The sequence below is a fragment of the Streptomyces sp. genome (assembly GCF_031178505.1).
GTDB classification, from domain to species: Bacteria; Actinomycetota; Actinomycetes; order Streptomycetales; family Streptomycetaceae; genus Streptomyces; species Streptomyces gulbargensis.
Window position 1 is genome coordinate 1 of record NZ_JAPSIW010000061.1, and the last position, 16,944, is coordinate 16,944.

At 74.1% G+C, this 16,944-nt stretch carries 14 protein-coding genes; 11 read left to right on the forward strand and 3 right to left on the reverse strand.

Features of this window, described 5'->3' with window-relative positions:
- Window positions 1-135: 135 nt before the first annotated feature.
- Both sucC and sucD read left to right on the forward strand, forming a co-directional pair.
- A complete protein-coding gene (sucC, locus tag RIF68_RS07575) occupies window positions 136-1,314 on the forward strand; it encodes an ADP-forming succinate--CoA ligase subunit beta (protein WP_309050365.1) in 1,179 nt (392 codons plus the stop codon).
- A 21-nt stretch (window positions 1,315-1,335) separates the two neighbouring features.
- On the forward strand, window positions 1,336-2,220 hold the full coding sequence (gene sucD, locus RIF68_RS07580) for a succinate--CoA ligase subunit alpha (RefSeq protein ID WP_309050366.1): 885 nt from the start codon (window positions 1,336-1,338) through the stop codon (window positions 2,218-2,220).
- A 114-nt stretch (window positions 2,221-2,334) separates the two neighbouring features.
- Here sucD and RIF68_RS07585 read toward each other — a convergent pair whose 3' ends face one another.
- Window positions 2,335-3,672: a sigma factor-like helix-turn-helix DNA-binding protein gene (locus RIF68_RS07585; RefSeq protein ID WP_309050367.1), complete on the reverse strand. Its 1,338-nt coding sequence runs from the start codon at window positions 3,670-3,672 to the stop codon at window positions 2,335-2,337.
- A 119-nt stretch (window positions 3,673-3,791) separates the two neighbouring features.
- Here RIF68_RS07585 and RIF68_RS07590 point away from each other — a divergent pair, with 119 nt between their 5' ends.
- Window positions 3,792-5,249 carry a DUF6350 family protein gene (locus tag RIF68_RS07590; protein ID WP_309050368.1) on the forward strand — a complete coding sequence of 486 codons (1,458 nt, stop codon included), beginning with the start codon at window positions 3,792-3,794 and terminating at the stop codon, window positions 5,247-5,249.
- 196 nt (window positions 5,250-5,445) lie between these two features.
- On the opposite strand, the gene RIF68_RS07595 is transcribed toward RIF68_RS07590, so the two are convergent.
- Window positions 5,446-6,174 carry a hypothetical protein gene (locus tag RIF68_RS07595; RefSeq protein WP_309050369.1) on the reverse strand — a complete coding sequence of 243 codons (729 nt, stop codon included), beginning with the start codon at window positions 6,172-6,174 and terminating at the stop codon, window positions 5,446-5,448.
- A gap of 241 nt (window positions 6,175-6,415) precedes the next feature.
- On the opposite strand from RIF68_RS07595, the gene purN reads away from it, so the two are divergent.
- The 3 genes from purN (at window position 6,416) to RIF68_RS07610 (ending at window position 10,211) form a co-directional block, all read left to right on the forward strand.
- On the forward strand, window positions 6,416-7,045 hold the full coding sequence (gene purN, locus RIF68_RS07600) for a phosphoribosylglycinamide formyltransferase (protein ID WP_309050370.1): 630 nt from the start codon (window positions 6,416-6,418) through the stop codon (window positions 7,043-7,045).
- Window positions 7,020-8,606: a bifunctional phosphoribosylaminoimidazolecarboxamide formyltransferase/IMP cyclohydrolase gene (gene purH, locus RIF68_RS07605; protein WP_309050371.1), complete on the forward strand. Its 1,587-nt coding sequence runs from the start codon at window positions 7,020-7,022 to the stop codon at window positions 8,604-8,606. The genes purN and purH overlap by 26 nt, the downstream gene beginning before the upstream one ends.
- Before the next feature lie 132 nt (window positions 8,607-8,738).
- Window positions 8,739-10,211, forward strand: coding sequence for a DUF2079 domain-containing protein (locus RIF68_RS07610; protein WP_375165072.1), 1,473 nt, complete (start codon window positions 8,739-8,741; stop codon window positions 10,209-10,211).
- Window positions 10,212-10,310: 99 nt separating this feature from the next.
- Here RIF68_RS07610 and RIF68_RS07615 read toward each other — a convergent pair whose 3' ends face one another.
- Window positions 10,311-10,913, reverse strand: a complete 603-nt coding sequence (locus RIF68_RS07615; protein WP_309050372.1) for a hypothetical protein — start codon at window positions 10,911-10,913, stop codon at window positions 10,311-10,313.
- Between the two features lie 262 nt (window positions 10,914-11,175).
- On the opposite strand from RIF68_RS07615, the gene RIF68_RS07620 reads away from it, so the two are divergent.
- From RIF68_RS07620 to RIF68_RS07640, 5 genes are all read left to right on the forward strand, one after another.
- A complete protein-coding gene (locus RIF68_RS07620; RefSeq protein ID WP_309050373.1) occupies window positions 11,176-12,036 on the forward strand; it encodes a bifunctional methylenetetrahydrofolate dehydrogenase/methenyltetrahydrofolate cyclohydrolase in 861 nt (286 codons plus the stop codon).
- Between the two features lie 67 nt (window positions 12,037-12,103).
- The gene (locus RIF68_RS07625; RefSeq protein WP_375165073.1) at window positions 12,104-12,577 is read left to right on the forward strand and encodes a DUF3017 domain-containing protein; all 474 of its coding nucleotides are present in this window, start codon (window positions 12,104-12,106) and stop codon (window positions 12,575-12,577) included.
- A 236-nt stretch (window positions 12,578-12,813) separates the two neighbouring features.
- Window positions 12,814-13,977 (forward strand): DUF2690 domain-containing protein, encoded by a 1,164-nt coding sequence (locus RIF68_RS07630; protein ID WP_309050375.1) that lies wholly within the window; start codon window positions 12,814-12,816, stop codon window positions 13,975-13,977.
- Window positions 13,978-14,197: 220 nt separating this feature from the next.
- A complete protein-coding gene (locus tag RIF68_RS07635) occupies window positions 14,198-15,187 on the forward strand; it encodes a malate dehydrogenase (RefSeq protein ID WP_309050376.1) in 990 nt (329 codons plus the stop codon).
- Between the two features lie 147 nt (window positions 15,188-15,334).
- A partial coding sequence (locus RIF68_RS07640; RefSeq protein WP_309050377.1) for a hypothetical protein occupies window positions 15,335-16,944 on the forward strand: 1,610 nt, incomplete at its 3' end.

Below are 16,944 nucleotides of genomic sequence, written 5' to 3' on the forward strand. Positions count from 1 at the left end.
GATAACCTGCGAGACGGACATGCCGCGTCCACGGACTCCGTGCACGCCTCCCTTGTGACAGCGCAGTCACGTTGCCCTTCGCGGCACGCCCACGCAGACAACGAACCGCGATCATCAGAAAAGGGACGGACGCGCGTGGACCTGTTCGAGTACCAGGCGAGGGACCTCTTCGCCAAGCACGGTGTACCGGTGCTGGCCGGTGAAGTCATCGACACGCCTGAGGCGGCGCGCGAGGCCACCGAGCGTCTTGGCGGCAAGTCGGTCGTCAAGGCGCAGGTGAAGGTCGGCGGCCGCGGCAAGGCCGGCGGCGTCAAGCTGGCCGCCACCCCGGACGAGGCCGTCGCCCGCGCGACGGACATCCTCGGGATGGACATCAAGGGCCACACGGTCCACAAGGTGATGATCGCGGAGACCGCTCCGGAAATCCTCGAGGAGTACTACGTCTCGTACCTCCTCGACCGCACCAACCGCACCTTCCTGGCCATGGCCTCGGTCGCCGGCGGCATGGACATCGAGGAGGTCGCCGCGACGACCCCCGAGAAGCTCGCCAAGGTCCCGGTGGACGCCAACAACGGCGTCGACATCGAGAAGGCCCGCGAGATCGTCGCCCAGGCCAAGTTCCCGGCCGACGTCGCCGAGAAGGTCGCCGAGGTCCTCGTGACCCTGTGGAAGACCTTCGTGGCCGAGGACGCGCTCCTCGTCGAGGTCAACCCGCTGGCCAAGGTCGCCTCCGGCGACATCATCGCCCTCGACGGCAAGGTGTCCCTGGACGCCAACGCCGACTTCCGCCAGCCGGAGCACGAGGCGCTCGAGGACAAGGCCGCAGCCAACCCGCTCGAGGCTGCCGCCAAGGCCAAGGGCCTCAACTACGTCAAGCTCGACGGCGAGGTCGGCATCATCGGCAACGGCGCCGGCCTGGTCATGTCGACGCTGGACGTCGTCGCGTACGCCGGTGAGAACCACGGCGGCGTGAAGCCGGCCAACTTCCTCGACATCGGTGGCGGCGCCTCCGCCGAGGTCATGGCGAACGGCCTGGAGATCATCCTGGGCGACCCGGACGTCAAGTCCGTCTTCGTCAACGTCTTCGGCGGCATCACCGCCTGTGACGAGGTCGCCAACGGCATCGTCCAGGCCCTGGAGCTCCTCGCCTCCAAGGGCGAGGAGGTCACCAAGCCGCTGGTCGTGCGCCTCGACGGCAACAACGCGGAGCTGGGTCGCAAGATCCTGTCCGACGCCAACCACCCGCTCGTGCAGCGCGTGGACACCATGGACGGCGCGGCCGACAAGGCCGCCGAGCTCGCGGCTGCGAAGTAAGGGACAGGGGAAACCACAGCCATGGCTATCTTCCTCAACAAGGACAGCAAGGTCATCGTCCAGGGCATGACCGGTGCCACGGGCATGAAGCACACCAAGCTCATGCTGGGTGACGGCACCAACATCGTCGGCGGCGTGAACCCGCGCAAGGCCGGCACCAAGGTCGACTTCGACGGCACCGAGGTCCCGGTCTTCGGGTCCGTCGCCGAGGCCATGAAGGAGACCGGCGCCAACGTGTCCGTCCTCTTCGTGCCGCCGGCCTTCGCCAAGGCCGCCGTCGTCGAGGCGATCGACGCCGAGATCCCGCTCGCCGTCGTCATCACCGAGGGCATCGCGGTCCACGACTCCGCCGCGTTCTACGCGTACGCCGTGGAGAAGGGCAACAAGACCCGGATCATCGGCCCGAACTGCCCCGGTCTCATCACCCCGGGCCAGTCCAACGCCGGCATCATCCCGGGCGACATCACGAAGCCGGGCCGCATCGGCCTGGTCTCGAAGTCCGGCACGCTGACGTACCAGATGATGTACGAGCTCCGTGACATCGGCTTCTCGTCCGCCGTCGGCATCGGTGGCGACCCGGTCATCGGCACCACGCACATCGACGCCCTGGCGGCCTTCGAGGCCGACCCGGACACCGACCTGATCGTCATGATCGGTGAGATCGGCGGCGACGCCGAGGAGCGCGCGGCCGACTTCATCAAGGCCAACGTCACCAAGCCGGTCGTCGGCTACGTCGCGGGCTTCACCGCGCCCGAGGGCAAGACCATGGGCCACGCCGGCGCCATCGTCTCCGGCTCCTCGGGCACCGCCCAGGCGAAGAAGGAGGCCCTGGAGGCCGCGGGCGTCAAGGTCGGCAAGACCCCGACCGAGACGGCCAAGCTGGCGCGCGCGATTCTCGCCGGCTGAGCTTCCACCGCCGCACAGTGAGAGGGCCCCGCGCCCACCCGGAGACGGGTGGGGGCGGGGCCCTCTCGCACGTGGGGCGGGGGGCCACCGGGCCCACGGGACGAGCCGCGTGGTCTACCCGGCGTACGGGACGAGCCGCTCGGGACCCGGATGCGGCCGGGACCTGAGCATGTCGCGCAGTTCGACGTCCTCCGGGTCCAGCTGCTGCGGGCCGCCCCGCAGCGGCACCCCTCCGACGGACTGGCCGGGCGCGTTGACGGGGATGTACCGGGTCGGCGCGGTGGCCGCGGTGACGGCCGTGACGCCGATGAGCACCGCCGTCATGCCGATCACGGCCCGCGTCCAGCGCCGGATCCGCCGTTCGCCGCCCGTGCGGACCGCGCGGGCCGCCGGGAGGGTCGCCGTCGGCGCCTCCGCGACCAGGGTGCCCAGGCGTTCCTGCAGCGCCTCCGGTTCGGCCAGCTCCGGCACCCGGTCGGCAATGACCGCGCGGGCGTGCAGCAGCCGGTTGGCGGCGGCCGGGGTGCTCGCCTCGGTCTCGGCCGCCGTGTCCGGCAGGTCGAGGCCGAGCCCGTCGTAGAGCAGGACGGTCCGGCGGTACGGCGGAGGCAGCTCCAGCAGCGCCGCGAGCAGGGCGTGGCGCCGGGCCTCGGTCGGCGGGGCGTCGGGGTGCTTGTGGGCGCGGCGCAGCCGGTGCCAGGGGGAGAGCGCGTACTCGTGGGCCGCCGCCCGCACCCAGCCGACCGGGTCGGCGTCGACGGCCACCTCGGGCCACCGCTCCCAGGCCTGGCGGAAGGCGTGCTCGACGGCCTCGCGGGAGAGTTCCCGGCGCCCGGTGAGGAGATAGGCCTGGTGGACGAGGCCGGGCGCGGCGTAGGCGTACAGCGCGTCGAAGGCCTCCTCGGGCGTGAGGGCGGGGGCCGTCGTCCCCGCGGAGCGCGGTGCTTCGTCCGGTCCGGCCCCGGGGACGGGGCCGGTGGCGCGGTCGCCGGGTTCCGCCGGGGCGGCGGTGCGTTTCAGGCGCTCCTGGTCCTGGGGCCGCCAGGCGCCCGGCCGGCGGGCCGGTCCCTGGGCGGTGGCGGGGGAGGGTGACGGCGCCTTCGGCGGCTTGGTGGCCCGCTTGGCGGTGGCCCTGGGCCGGACGCCGGCGGCGGGGGCGGGGGCGGGCGTGCTCGTGGGCGGGGCGCCGGCGACGGACGTGCCGGCGACGGACGTGCCGTCGGCCGGGGGGTCCGCGTGCTCCGCCGTGGCGAGCAGTTTCGCGTACGCCTCGCGCTTGCGCCCCCGCGGTGCGGAGCGCCCGGTCTCCCACGCCTTCACCGTGGCCTTGGTGACGCCCACGGCCTCGGCGACCTGCTCCTCGCTCAGCGCGAGGGCCTCACGGAGCCGGCGTCGCTCCTTGGGGGTCGGAAGACTGACGGCGGATGCGGACTCGGTGGTGCTCCGGCTCATCGGCGTCGACCTCCCGCAGAGCTCCTCTGGGCGGAAAAGTACATAAACGTATATTGAGCGACACAACCGATGTTTGCCTGTTACGCCGCAAAAGCGCGTGTCGTTGGCAGCATGGGGCCGTGACCCACGTGACCGAGCACCCCCTGGTCCAGGGCGGCCGTTCCACCGCGTTCGCCACCGCCTGCGTCCGTGGCGCCGTCGCCGCGGGCCTCGGCCTCGGCGCCCTCGCCGTCCTGGTGATCGCGGCCTGGATCAGCTCCCCCTTCCCCGACAGCGGAGCCGGCGGCGCGCTGCACGTCGCCGCCGGCCTGTGGCTGCTCGCCCACGGCGTCGAGCTGATCCGTACGGACACGCTGTCCGGCCTGCCCGCCCCTCTCGGCGCCGCCCCGCTGCTCCTCGTCGCCCTGCCCGCCTGGCTGGTCCACCGGACCGCCCGCGACACCCTGGACCCGGCCGACCCGACCCGGCCCCGCCCCACCCCGGGCGGCGCGGTGGGCGCCGTCAGCGGTGGCTACCTCCTCGTCGGCGCCGCCGTCGTGGTCTACAGCGCCAGCGGGCCGCTGCCGGCCGACCTGGTCGCGGCCGGACTGTGGCTGCCGGCCGTCGTCGTGGCCGCGGCGGGCGCGGGTGTCTGGACGGCGCTCGGCCGCCCCTTGCCCGGGCGGCGTGAGGCGGCGGTCGCCCTGCGGGCCGCCGGGCTCGGGCTCACCACCCTCCTCGGCGGCGGGGCGGTGCTCGTGGGCGTCTCCCTGGTCTGGCACGCGGGCGCGGCCCGCGCCGCGTACCTCGCCCTCGCGGGGGAGTGGTCGGGCCGGGCGGCGGTGCTGCTGCTCGTCCTGGCGCTGCTGCCGAACGCGGCGGTGTGGGGTGCGGCGTACGGGCTCGGGCCCGGCTTCGCACTCGGTACGGGCGCCCTGGCCACGCCCCTCGGACTCGCCGGGGACCCCGCCCTGCCGCCCTTTCCGCTCCTGGCGGCCCTGCCGGCGGACGCGCGCGGGACGTGGCCGCACTGGTCGGCCGCCGCGGTGCCGCTCGTCGCGGCGGCGGTCCAGGGCTGGTACGCCGGCCGGGCCGGGCGGGAGTCGGCGGCCCTCGAGACCGTCCTGACGGCCCTCGGCGCGGCCTGGGTCACGGGCGCGGCGCTGACCGCCCTCGCCGCCGCCTCCGGGGGCCCGATCGGCTCCGGCCGCCTCTCCGATTTCGGCCCCGTGGGATGGCGGACGGGAGCGGCGGCGGTGCTGTGGGGCGCGGTCGGGGGGGTGCCGGTGGCGTGCGGGGTACGGGCGTGGGGACGGCGGGGCCTTCGGGATACGGGCGTGGGGGCGGCGCCGGTCGTGCCCGCCCCGCCGGCCGTACCGGCCGTACCGGTCCTGGCGCCGGTCGCCGGGGCGTCCACGGGCTTCGAGGACCTCGACGAGCTGGACGGCCGCCTGGGCGGGCCGGACGACGCGGGCTACGAGCCGTACGACTTCCTGCCGGCGGCCTGGGAATCCCCCGCCCCCGCCCCCGCCCCCGGCCCGGGCGAGGGGCCAGACCCCGGCGCGGGTCCGGCGCCGGGGGGCGGGACGCCGGCGTAGCGGAGGGGGGCGCGTTCTGGTGGGGGCGGGGGCGGGTGCCGTCCGGAAGGGGTGGGGTGCCCACCCCTTCCGCCTTTGGCGGGCGTGTGCCCACGACGGCGCCGGGCGTGGCGGCGTCGGCCGCCACGGGGCCCGTCGTGGCGGTGAGCCCGTACGCGTGGCGGGGCGTCTTCTCCGCCCCCGGCCCCCCGCGGGGTTACTCGCGGACGCCGAAACCGTCGCGGAGGGGCTTCGGGAGGTGGTTGTTGCAGGAGAGCTGGCCCGCGTGGGTGAGGGCGTCGTCGCGGCACTCGTAGAAGTCGCGGTAGACGAGCTGCATGGTGAAGCCGACCGCGACGATCATCAGGGCGACGCTCGCGGCCACCAGGCCGCTGATCGCCGCCGTGCGCAGGGAGCGGAGCGGCGTCGCGGGGGCGGCCGGTCCCGAGGGCTGGGACGGGGGCTGTGACGTCGGCGACACCTCCGCCTCCGGCACCGGGGGCTGCGCGGGCTTCGCCGGCTTCGCGCGCAGCGCGCTGACCGCCCAGTAGACCCCGAGCGCGCCGAGCAGCAGCGCCAGTTCCCGGATGTCGAAGATCGCGAAGAAGAAGGCCCACATGCCCGCGAGAACCGCGTACCGCGCACGCCGCTGGGCCGGGTCCGTGGGATCCCAGCGCAGGGCCGGCCGCCCCGGCTCCTGGCCCTGCCCACCGCCGCCCTGGCGGTCCGGCCTCCGGCCGAAGCCGTCCGTCGAACGGCCCGGCTGACGGGGGCTCCAGCGCCCGTCGGCCGAGCCCTGGGGGCCCTGCGCGTCCGACGGCCCCGAGGCCCCGGACGCGTCGTCGCCCGAGCCCTCCGGTCGCCGCGGCTGCCACGGCTGATCCGGCCGGCCCTCGGGCGGCGGCGCGAACGGGTTGTTGTCGTTCGTGGACTGGCGATCCGGCATGTGCTGGACGTCTTCCCTCTGTCGTCGTGACCGTCGTCGTGACCGCGGCCGCACCCGCGGTCGGCCCGCCTGACTGCTGGCGTGGACCCTGACGCTACCGCCCTGCTCCGCCCCCGTCCCGTGGGGGCCGTCCGGTGTGCCGGTATCGTTGCTGACGGTCGAGCCATTCGTAGGGTTCCCCGTATCGAGGGGCACGATTCGTTCGTACGACCGCACAAACACCACGGAAAGAGTGTCTCCTGTGGCTGCCGCCCGTCTCGTCGTCCTGGTCTCCGGCTCCGGCACGAACCTCCAGGCCCTGCTCGACGCCATCGCCGCCGACCCCGAGGGGTACGGCGCGGAGGTCGTCGCCGTGGGCGCCGACCGCGACTCCATCGCCGGTCTGGAGCGGGCCGAGCGCGCCGGGCTGCCCACCTTCGTCTGCCGGGTGAGGGACCACGCGACCCGCGAGGAGTGGGATCACGCCCTGGCCGAGGCCACCGCCGCGTACGAGCCGGACCTCGTCGTCTCGGCCGGCTTCATGAAGATCGTCGGCAAGGAGTTCCTCGCCCGCTTCGGCGGCCGGTTCGTCAACACGCACCCGGCCCTGCTCCCCAGTTTTCCCGGTGCCCACGGGGTGCGCGACGCCCTCGCCTACGGGGCGAAGGTCACCGGATGCACCGTCCACTTCGTCGACGACGGTGTCGACACCGGCCCGATCATCGCCCAGGGCGTGGTCGAGGTGCGGGACGAGGACGATGAAGCCGCTCTGCACGAGCGCATCAAGGAAGTCGAGCGCTCGCTGCTCGTCGACGTCGTGGGGCGTCTCGCCCGGCACGGCTACCGCATTGAGGGACGAAAGGTTCATGTCGGTGAACACGGACACCGTTAAGCCCATCCGCCGCGCGCTGGTCAGCGTCTACGACAAGACGGGGCTGGAGGAGCTGGCCCGGGGCCTGCACGAGGCCGGTGTCGAGCTCGTCTCCACGGGTTCCACCGCCGGGAGGATCGCCGCCGCCGGCGTCCCGGTCACCAAGGTCGAGGAGCTCACCGGCTTCCCCGAGTGCCTCGACGGCCGCGTCAAGACCCTCCACCCGCGCGTGCACGCCGGCATCCTCGCCGACCTGCGCCTGGAGTCGCACCGCGAGCAGCTCGCCGAGCTGGGCGTCGAGCCCTTCGACCTGGTCGTCGTGAACCTCTACCCGTTCCGTGAGACGGTCGCCTCCGGCGCCACCCCGGACGAGTGCGTCGAGCAGATCGACATCGGCGGCCCGTCGATGGTCCGCGCCGCCGCCAAGAACCACCCGTCGGTGGCCATCGTCACCAGCCCCGAGCGGTACGGCGACGTCCTCGCCGCCGTCCGGACGGGCGGCTTCGACCTGACCGCCCGCAAGCGGCTCGCCGCCGAGGCCTTCCAGCACACGGCCGCCTACGACGTCGCCGTGGCCTCCTGGTTCGCCGACACGGAGTCCAACGGCGGTTACACCGCGGGCGCCGCCGACGACTCGGGCTTCCCCGACTTCCTGGGCGCCACCTTCGTCCGGAAGAACGTCCTGCGCTACGGCGAGAACCCGCACCAGGGCGCCGCGCTCTACGTCGACGGCACGGGCGGCCTCGCCGAGGCCGAGCAGCTGCACGGCAAGGAGATGTCGTACAACAACTTCACGGACACCGACGCCGCGCGCCGGGCCGCGTACGACCACGCCGAGCCCTGCGTCGCGATCATCAAGCACGCGAACCCGTGCGGCATCGCGATCGGCGCCGACGTCGCCGAGGCCCACCGCAAGGCCCACGCCTGCGACCCGCTGTCCGCCTTCGGCGGCGTCATCGCCGTCAACCGTCCCGTCTCGGTCGAGATGGCCGAGCAGGTGGCCGAGATCTTCACCGAGGTCATCGTCGCCCCCGGCTACGAGGACGGCGCCGTCGAGATCCTCGCCAAGAAGAAGAACATCCGCGTGCTGCGGGCCGAGGGCGCCCCGGCCAACCCGGTCGAGGTCAAGCCGATCGACGGCGGCGCCCTCCTCCAGGTGGCCGACCGCCTCCAGGCCGAGGGCGACGACCCCGCCCACTGGACCCTCGCCGCCGGAGACGCGCTCTCCGCCGACGAGCTGGCCGAGCTCGCCTTCGCCTGGAAGGCCTGCCGCGCGGTGAAGTCCAACGCCATCCTGCTCGCCAAGGACGGGGCCTCGGTGGGCGTCGGCATGGGGCAGGTCAACCGCGTCGACTCCGCGAAGCTCGCGGTCGAGCGGGCGGGTGAGGAGCGGGCGCGCGGCTCGTACGCCGCCTCCGACGCCTTCTTCCCCTTCCCCGACGGCCTGGAGATCCTCACCGCCGCCGGTGTGAAGGCGGTCGTCCAGCCCGGCGGCTCGGTCCGTGACGAGCTGGTCGTCGAGGCCGCGAAGAAGGCCGGGGTGACCATGTACTTCACCGGCGCCCGCCACTTCTTCCACTGAGCGCCCACCGCCCCCCGGGTCACCCGCCACGGGTGACCCGGGCCCCGGCCGCAGGGTCCTTCCCGTCCCGGGGAGCCCCACCGGCCCCCGCCGGGCCGAACGGGCCCGGCAGGCGGATTCTGGTCTAATGGGATGCTCTTTCGTCGGCCGCCGGTACTGGGGGACGTGGTGTTGGACGTACTGAACAGGCCCGCTGCGGACACCGCCGACGCGCGCCCCCCGGACCCGGAGCCGTCCCCGGCGCCGCTCCGCCCGTACCTGATCGTCGCGGCCGTGCTCTGCGGCCTGTACTTCCTCTACTCCTGGGTGCAGTACAGCCACTTCCGCACCCCCTCCTGGGACCTCGGCATCTTCGGGCAGTCCGTCCGGGCCTACGCCGAGTTCCGGGCCCCGGTCGTCGACATCAAGGGCCCCGGCTTCCACATACTCGGCGACCACTTCAGTCCGGTGACGGCGCTCCTCGCGCCGCTGTACTGGATCTGGCCCTCGCCGGTCTCGCTCCTCTTCGCGCAGGCCGCGCTGTTCGCCGCCTCCGCCGTCGTCGTGGGCCGCACCGCGCAGCAGGTCCTCGGCAGCCGGGCCGCCGGCCTCGCCCTCACCGTCGCCTACGGGCTCTCCTGGGGCCTCCAGGAGGCGGTCAAGTCCGACTTCCACGAGATCGCCTTCGCGGTCCCGATGCTCGCCCTCACCTGCCGCGCCCTCATTCTGGGGCGGTGGACCGCGGCCGTCGCCTGGTCGCTGCCCCTCGTCCTCGTCAAGGAGGACATGGGCCTGACCGTCTCCATGGTCGGCGTCGTCCTCTTCGTGAAGGGCCACAAGCGGCTCGGGGCGGCCGTGGCCGCCTTCGGCGCGGCGGCCTTCGCGCTGACCGTCCTCGTCCTGATCCCGGCGGCGAGCCGGGCCGGCCAGTACGACTACTGGGCGAAGATCGAGAAGACCGGGCAGGGCACGGAGACCTCCTTCGGGCAGGTCGTCGTGGACGCGCTGACCTCCGGCGAGCGCTGGGAGATGCTCGTCTTCCTGCTCGGGATCACCGGTTTCCTCGCCCTGCGCTCCCCGCTGATCCTGCTCGTCCTGCCCACCCTCGGCTGGCGCTTCCTCTCCCAGGACGCCAACCACTGGGGCATGCACTGGCACTACAGCGCCATCCTCATGCCGGTCGTCTTCCTGGCCCTCGTGGACGCCGCCCGCGCGGTCCGCACCTCGCCGCGCGCCTGGCTCGTCTCGTACGGGAAGGTCGTCGTCCCGGTGGCCACGGCGGCCGCGCTCGTGCTGGCCGCGGACCTGCCGCTGCGGGAGCTGCTGCGTTCCGAGACGTACCGTACGGACGCCCGGGTCGCGCAGGCGCGGGCCGCGGTGGCGGCGGTGCCGGAAGGGGCGAGCGTGGAGGCCGACGTGCCCCTCCTCGCGCACCTCACGGCGGACCACCGCGTCTACTGGGTCGGTACGTCCAAGGGCGCCACGCCCGACTACCTCGCCCTGGACCTGCGGGGCTGGTCACAGCCGGTCTCCGACCCGGTGGCACTGGCTTCGCAACTGCATCCGGAGGCGCGGTACGCGGTCGTGCACCGTTCGGAGGGGTTCGTGGTGCTCAGGCGGGCCTGACCCGTTGCCCCGCGGCGGAAACGACCGGGGGCCGGGTCCCCTGCGTACCTCGGGTACGCAGGGGACCCGGCCCCCGCCGCTGTCCGGATCGGGACCGGATCAGTACTGGTGCCTGTTGCGGTTGAAGTAGGCCGAGGCGTCGGACTTCGCGAAGAAGACGATGACCAGGATGCCCAGGACCAGGCCGATCAGCGCGAAGACGTTGCCGCCGAACAGGTTGACGACACAGCCGAGCGTCACGAGGGAGCCGTAGACGATCGCGGCGATGCGCAGACCGTTGCCGCCCTTGGCCGTCTTGGCGGCCATGACGATCGCCCAGATGCCGAAGGCCAGGCCGATGATGCCGAAGACGACGAACACGCCCGTGACGGCGGCGGCCGCGCCGTCCGTGTTGTTGAACTCGGACGAGGAGTCCGCGAGCTGGTCGGCGAACCAGCCGCCGAACGCCATGATGGCGATGCCGCCGAGTATCTGGATGACGCCGAGGATCCACAGCATCACGCGCGCGGCCTTGACGGTGCCCGGCATCTCCATCACCGCGCCCGGGTAACCGCCGCCGTACGGCGCGGCCGGCGGGGCGGCCGGGTAGCCGTAGCCCTGCTGCGGCGGGACGCCCTGGGGGGCCTGCTGGGGGTAGCCGTAGCCGGGCTGCTGTCCCTGCGGCGGCTGGCCGTAGGGGTTGTTCGGTTCGCCGAAGCTCATCGCGGGATTCCTCCGTGAGGTTTTCTTGCGGGGACGTACGCGGCCCGCGCGGAGGACATTCACGGCAATATGAGCGGTTTCCCCCCGGCACTTTCCGCGGCACTGCGCGGATCATCGTCGTCGTAACGTCGCTTTTTTGTCCAGTCGATAGGCGGCGGAGTTGTGCAAGTGCAACGGAAGCGCAACCTGTCGCCACGGGGCCCGGGCACCGGACGGTGGGCGAATTGGAAACGGGCGGGGTTCATCCGGGAGGATGAGCCCCATGAGCGCCCAGATTCTCGATGGCAAGGCCACCGCAGCCGCGATCAAGTCCGATCTGACCGTCCGTGTGGCGGCCCTGAGGGAGAAGGGCATCACGCCCGGTCTCGGCACCGTCCTGGTCGGCGACGACCCGGCCAGCCAGAAGTACGTGGCCGGAAAGCACCGTGACTGCGCGCAGGTCGGCCTGGCCTCGATCCAGCGACAGCTGCCCGCCACCGCCACCCAGGAGGAGATCGAGGCGGTCGTCCGGGAGCTCAACGAGGACCCCGCCTGCACCGGTTACATCGTCCAGCTCCCCCTCCCCAAGGGCATCGACGAGAACCGCATCCTGGAGCTGATGGACCCGGCCAAGGACGCGGACGGCCTGCACCCGACCAACCTCGGCCGGCTCGTCCTCAACGAGCCCGCGCCGCTGCCCTGCACGCCGAACGGTGTCATCACCCTGCTGCGGGCCCACGGCGTCGAGATCAACGGCGCGGAGGTCGTGGTCGTCGGCCGCGGCGTCACCATCGGGCGCCCGATGCCGCTGCTCCTCACCCGCCGCTCCGAGAACGCCACGGTGACCCAGTGCCACACCGGCACCCGGGACCTCGCGGCGCACCTGCGCAACGCGGACATCATCGTCGCGGCGGCGGGCGTGCCGCACCTGATCAAGCCCGAGGACGTGAAGCCGGGCGCGGCCGTCCTCGACGTCGGCGTCTCCCGCAACGCCGAGGGCAAGATCATGGGCGATGTGCACCCCGGTGTCGCCGAGGTGGCCGGCTGGATCTCCCCGAACCCGGGCGGCGTGGGCCCGATGACCCGCGCGCAGCTCCTCGTCAACGTCGTCGAGGCCGCCGAGCGCGCGGCCGCGGCGCTCTGACGTGACCTCCGGGACCCCGGGATCTTCCGGGACCCCGGACGGACCGCCGGAGGGAGCGGCGGAGCCGGTGCAGGGCTCCCCGGCGTCCGCCGCCCCCGCGGGCCCCTCCGGTCCTGCCGCCGCCGGCGGTTCCGGGGGTGGCTTCACGCGGCCGAAGCCGACCGTCGTCACCGAGGGCACCTCGCGGCCGGAGGGCGGCGGACGGGCGGCCTCGGGCGACGCGCCGGCGCCGGCCCGGCAGTGGCCGCTGCTCACCGTCCTCGGCCTGACGGCGCTCGGGCTGCTCGTGGTGGGGACCGACCCCTTCCCGCACTCCTTCCGGGTGGGGGCGATCCTCGTGGGAGGCGCGCTCCTCACCGGTGCCGGGTTGCGCAGGGCGCTGCCCTCGGTCGGGATGCTGGCCGTCCGGTCGCGCTTCACCGACATGTTCACGTACGGGGTGCTCGGCACCCTGATCGTGCTGCTCGCGCTCATGGTGCAGCCGGAACCCTGGCTGCGGATCCCGTTCCTGGAGGACGTCCTCCATCTGACGGTGACGTAGGGCGTCGTACGCGGACCGTGCCCGCCCTCTCCCCCGTGGGAGGGCGGGCACGGCTGTGATCAAGGGTCATGTACTCGCCAAGCGGCTTCAAGCTCCGTCGGCGCGCTGTGGCACGGAAGTGACCATTCCGCTATTTTCCGAGCCGCCGGGACCGACGGGGCGGCTCCTGCGTACCGGCCGCGCCGCGCCCCCGGACCTGCCATCCTGCGGGGAGGCAGGCGACGAGGGGAGCACCCATGCCCGGTTGGAAGCCGCTTCCGGAGGAACTGGCCCCGGAGGTCCGCGCGTTCACGGAGCGGATGCGGCGGCTGATCGACCGCAGCGGCCTCGGGGTCCTCGCCGTCGCCGAACGGACCGGCCACGACCGGGCCACCTGGGAGGCGTACCTCCGCGCCGACCGCCCGGTGCCCCGGAGCGCCGTCCTGGCCCTCGCCGACGTGACCGGCGCGGACGCGGGCGCCCTCGCGGCGGACGCCGAACACGCCGAGCGCGCCTGGCGGCGCGCGGGAACCGGCGCCACCCCGGGCACCGGCCCGCACGCGGAGAACGGCGAGGGCACGCGCCCGGCCACGGGAGACGACGGGGGTACGCGCCCGGCGGCGGCGCCCCCCGTCGCGCACCCGCCAGGGGCCCCCGCCCCGGCGGCACCTGACGGAGCCCCGGCCTTCCGCGGCGACGGCGGCGCCGGCCTCGGCGGGGACGGCCCCGGTGGCGGCGGCCAGGACCGCACCCTGCGGATCCGCCGCGTCGACGGGGACCTCCCGCTCGCCCCGGCCCCCGGCAGCGGCGGCGGCACCGCCCGCCCGGCCGGCGGCCCGCCCCGTACCCCCGTCACCGGCGCCGTGCCACCGCCCCGGGACCGGCCCCCCGCCCGTACCCCCCTCACCCGCTCCCGCGCAGTGCTCCTCCACGCCGCCGCGATCGTCGGCGCGGGACTCGTCGTCACCGCCGCGCTGCTCCTCGTCGACCTCGGCGGCGGGGACACCGATGACGGACGGGCGGCCTCCGCGCCGCCCACCCGCGCCACCGCCCCGGCCCCCACCGCCGTCACCCCGCTCCCCGCCGGAGCCACCTGCGCGGGACCGAGCTGCTCCGGGCAGGACCCGGAGGCCCTGGGCTGCGGCGGCCCCCTCGCCACCACCGTCGCGCGCACCACGGTCGGCGGCGCGCAGGTCGAGGTCCGGCACAGCGCCGCCTGCCGGGCCGCCTGGGCCCGCATCAGCGGCGCCGCGCCGGGGGACACCGTCACCGTCGAGGCCGCGGGCGTCACCCGGCGCGCCACGCTCCCGGCGGGCACCGACACCGACGCGTACACCCCGATGGTCCCGGTCGCCGCGGGCGGGGAGGCCCGCGCCTGCGCCGCGCTCGCCGACGGCCGCGCCGGCTGCACCCCCGGCTGACGGCCCGGCCGACGCACCGGTGCGGCCCGGGGCCTGACGCGCCGACACCACGCGGAAGGGTGGCAGTGAGCCGCACCACAAGGGGGCGGGGGTTCGGGAGGGCCCGGGTCGGATAGCCTGACCGCTGGATATCTCTTCACATCGAGACACCGATCGATCAGAGAGCCGTCCGACACCAGGGGCAGGGACCCCCACCGCCAGCTGTCTTACGGAGATCGCCATGACCCGCACTCCCGTGAATGTCACCGTGACCGGCGCGGCCGGCCAGATCGGCTACGCGCTGCTGTTCCGCATCGCCTCCGGCCACCTGCTCGGCGCGGACGTGCCGGTCAAGCTGCGCCTCCTCGAGATCCCGCAGGGCGTGAAGGCCGCCGAGGGCACCGCCATGGAGCTCGACGACTGCGCGTTCCCGCTGCTCAAGGGCATCGACATCTTCGACGACCCGAACCAGGGCTTCGAGGGCGCCAACATCGCGCTGCTCGTCGGCGCCCGCCCCCGTACCAAGGGCATGGAGCGCGGCGACCTGCTCTCCGCCAACGGCGGCATCTTCAAGCCGCAGGGCAAGGCCATCAACGACCACGCCGCGGACGACATCAAGGTCCTCGTCGTCGGCAACCCGGCCAACACCAACGCCCTGATCGCCCAGGCCGCCGCCCCGGACGTCCCGGCCGAGCGCTTCACCGCCATGACGCGCCTGGACCACAACCGCGCGATCTCGCAGCTGGCCGCCAAGACCGGCGCCTCCGTCGAGGACATCAAGCGCCTCACCATCTGGGGCAACCACTCCGCCACCCAGTACCCGGACATCTTCCACGCGGAGATCGCCGGCAAGAACGCCGCCGAGGTCGTGGGCGACCAGGCGTGGGTGGCCGACACCTTCATCCCGACCGTCGCCAAGCGCGGCGCCGCGATCATCGAGGCCCGGGGCGCGTCCTCCGCCGCCTCCGCCGCCAACGCCGCCATCGACCACGTCCACACGTGGGTCAACGGCACCGCCGAGGGCGACTGGACCTCCATGGGCATCCCGTCGGACGGCTCCTACGGTGTCCCCGAGGGCCTCATCTCCTCCTTCCCCGTCACCTGCAAGGACGGCAAGTACGAGATCGTCCAGGGCCTGGAGATCAACGACTTCTCCCGCGAGCGCATCGACGCCTCCGTCGCCGAGCTGGCCGAGGAGCGCGACGCCGTGCGCGAGCTGGGTCTCCTCTGACCCTCACGCTCCGCCCCGGCACCCCCGGCCATCCGGCCGGGGGTGCTTTTTTCGTGCCGACACCCGGCACCGGCCTCCCCTATGCTGTCCCCTCCGGTCCGGCCAACACCGGCCGGGAACCACACCGTTCACGACATCGGGGGAGTCTTGACGCAGGCCTCCGTTCCCCATCAGCCGCCCGGGCCACCCGGGCCCTCCGCACCACCGCCCGCACCGCCCCCCGGGCCCGGCACCGCGCCGCCCGCCGCCGACGCCCGGCGGTCGCCCTCCACCAGCGAGGCGACCCGGCTGCTCTGCGCCGGCACCTACCTCGACGACGGCTTCCGGGACGCCGTCATCGACCAGCTGTACGTCCACGAGGAGCGCTTCGCCGCGCCCTCCCTCGGCTACGACGCGAGCCGCGTCCTCGCCCACGCCCTGCGCGCCCGGCGCGTCGAACTCGCGTGGGCCGCCGGCATCCTCGCCCTCTGGATCGTCGCCTTCCCGCTCACCAAGGGCCTGGTGCTGCTCCTCGTCCTGCCCCTCCTGCTCCTCGGCCTCGCCCGCTGGATCCGCGGCCGGGCCGCCCAGGCGCCCGTCGTCCGCGCCCTCCCCGCCCTCGTCCTGCGCTGGTACGCGCGGCTGGCGCTCGCCCAGTCCGCCGTCCTCCTCCTCGTCCTCGCCCTCACCGGCGACGAGGGCCGCTACGAGTTCTTCGACGCGACCGAGGAACTCTGGGAACTCCTCGGCTCCCTCGGCCTCGGACTCGGCGCCGCGTTCGGCGCGGCCCCCGCGGAGCTGTGGAGCATCGGCAGGCTGGAGGTGTGGATCACCCTCGCCCTGCCGTTCCTCGTCGCCTGGGCGGTGGCCACCCAGCGCGGCCAGTTCGCCCGCGCGCTCACCGAGGAACTCTCCCGGGACCGGTTCGCCGACCTGCGCTCCGACCCCGCCGAGCAGGCCGAGGGAGCCCGCTTCCGCCGCCTGCGGGACCGGATCCGCGCCGAGCAGCACGCCCCCCTCGTCCTGTACGACACCGAGTGGCCGTTCCGCGGCGCCGGCCAGGCGTACGAGCCGTGGTCGCTCTCCATCGAACTGCGCCCCCGCGAGGACCTCGGCGACACGGCGCCCGAACCGCTCGACAACAGCGCGGTGCTGCGCCACGTCGTCCCGTACGTCGCCGCCCTGCGCGAACCGTCCCCGCACGGCTCGCCGGTGGCCCGGGCGGCCTCCCGGGACCGGCTGCGCGAGCTGGAGATCGACGAGGTCGTCTTCCTGCCCGCCGACGGGCTGCCGGACCGGGCCACCGCCCCGTACAGCGCCGCCGCGTTCGAGGCGCACCGCGCGGGCGCCGTCGAGGAGGGCGGCGAGGCGCGCCGCCACTTCCTGCGCGTCCGCGTCGGCGGCTGGGACGAAGAGGTCGTCACGACGGTCTTCGTCCGGGTCCACACCCAGGGCGGCATGCTGATGCTGGAGGTCGCCCCGCACGTCCTGCGGCCGGTGAAGTCCCTGTACCGGGACGCCGACCGGATCGCCCACCGCTACCGGCACAACCACCGCTTCGGCAGGGCCGTCTGGGCGCTCGGGCAGACCCCGCGCTCGGCCGGACAGGCCCTCGTCACCCTCGGCCGCGCGCTCGGACACCTGTGGCGGGTCGCCACGGCCGGGCACGCGCAGGCGCTGCCCGAGGGCCCGTACGCCTCGGTGCGCGAGCTCGGCTCGGACGACCGGGCCTCCCTCTTCCAGGAGATGGACGTCAGCCGCTACCTGAAGAGCATCCA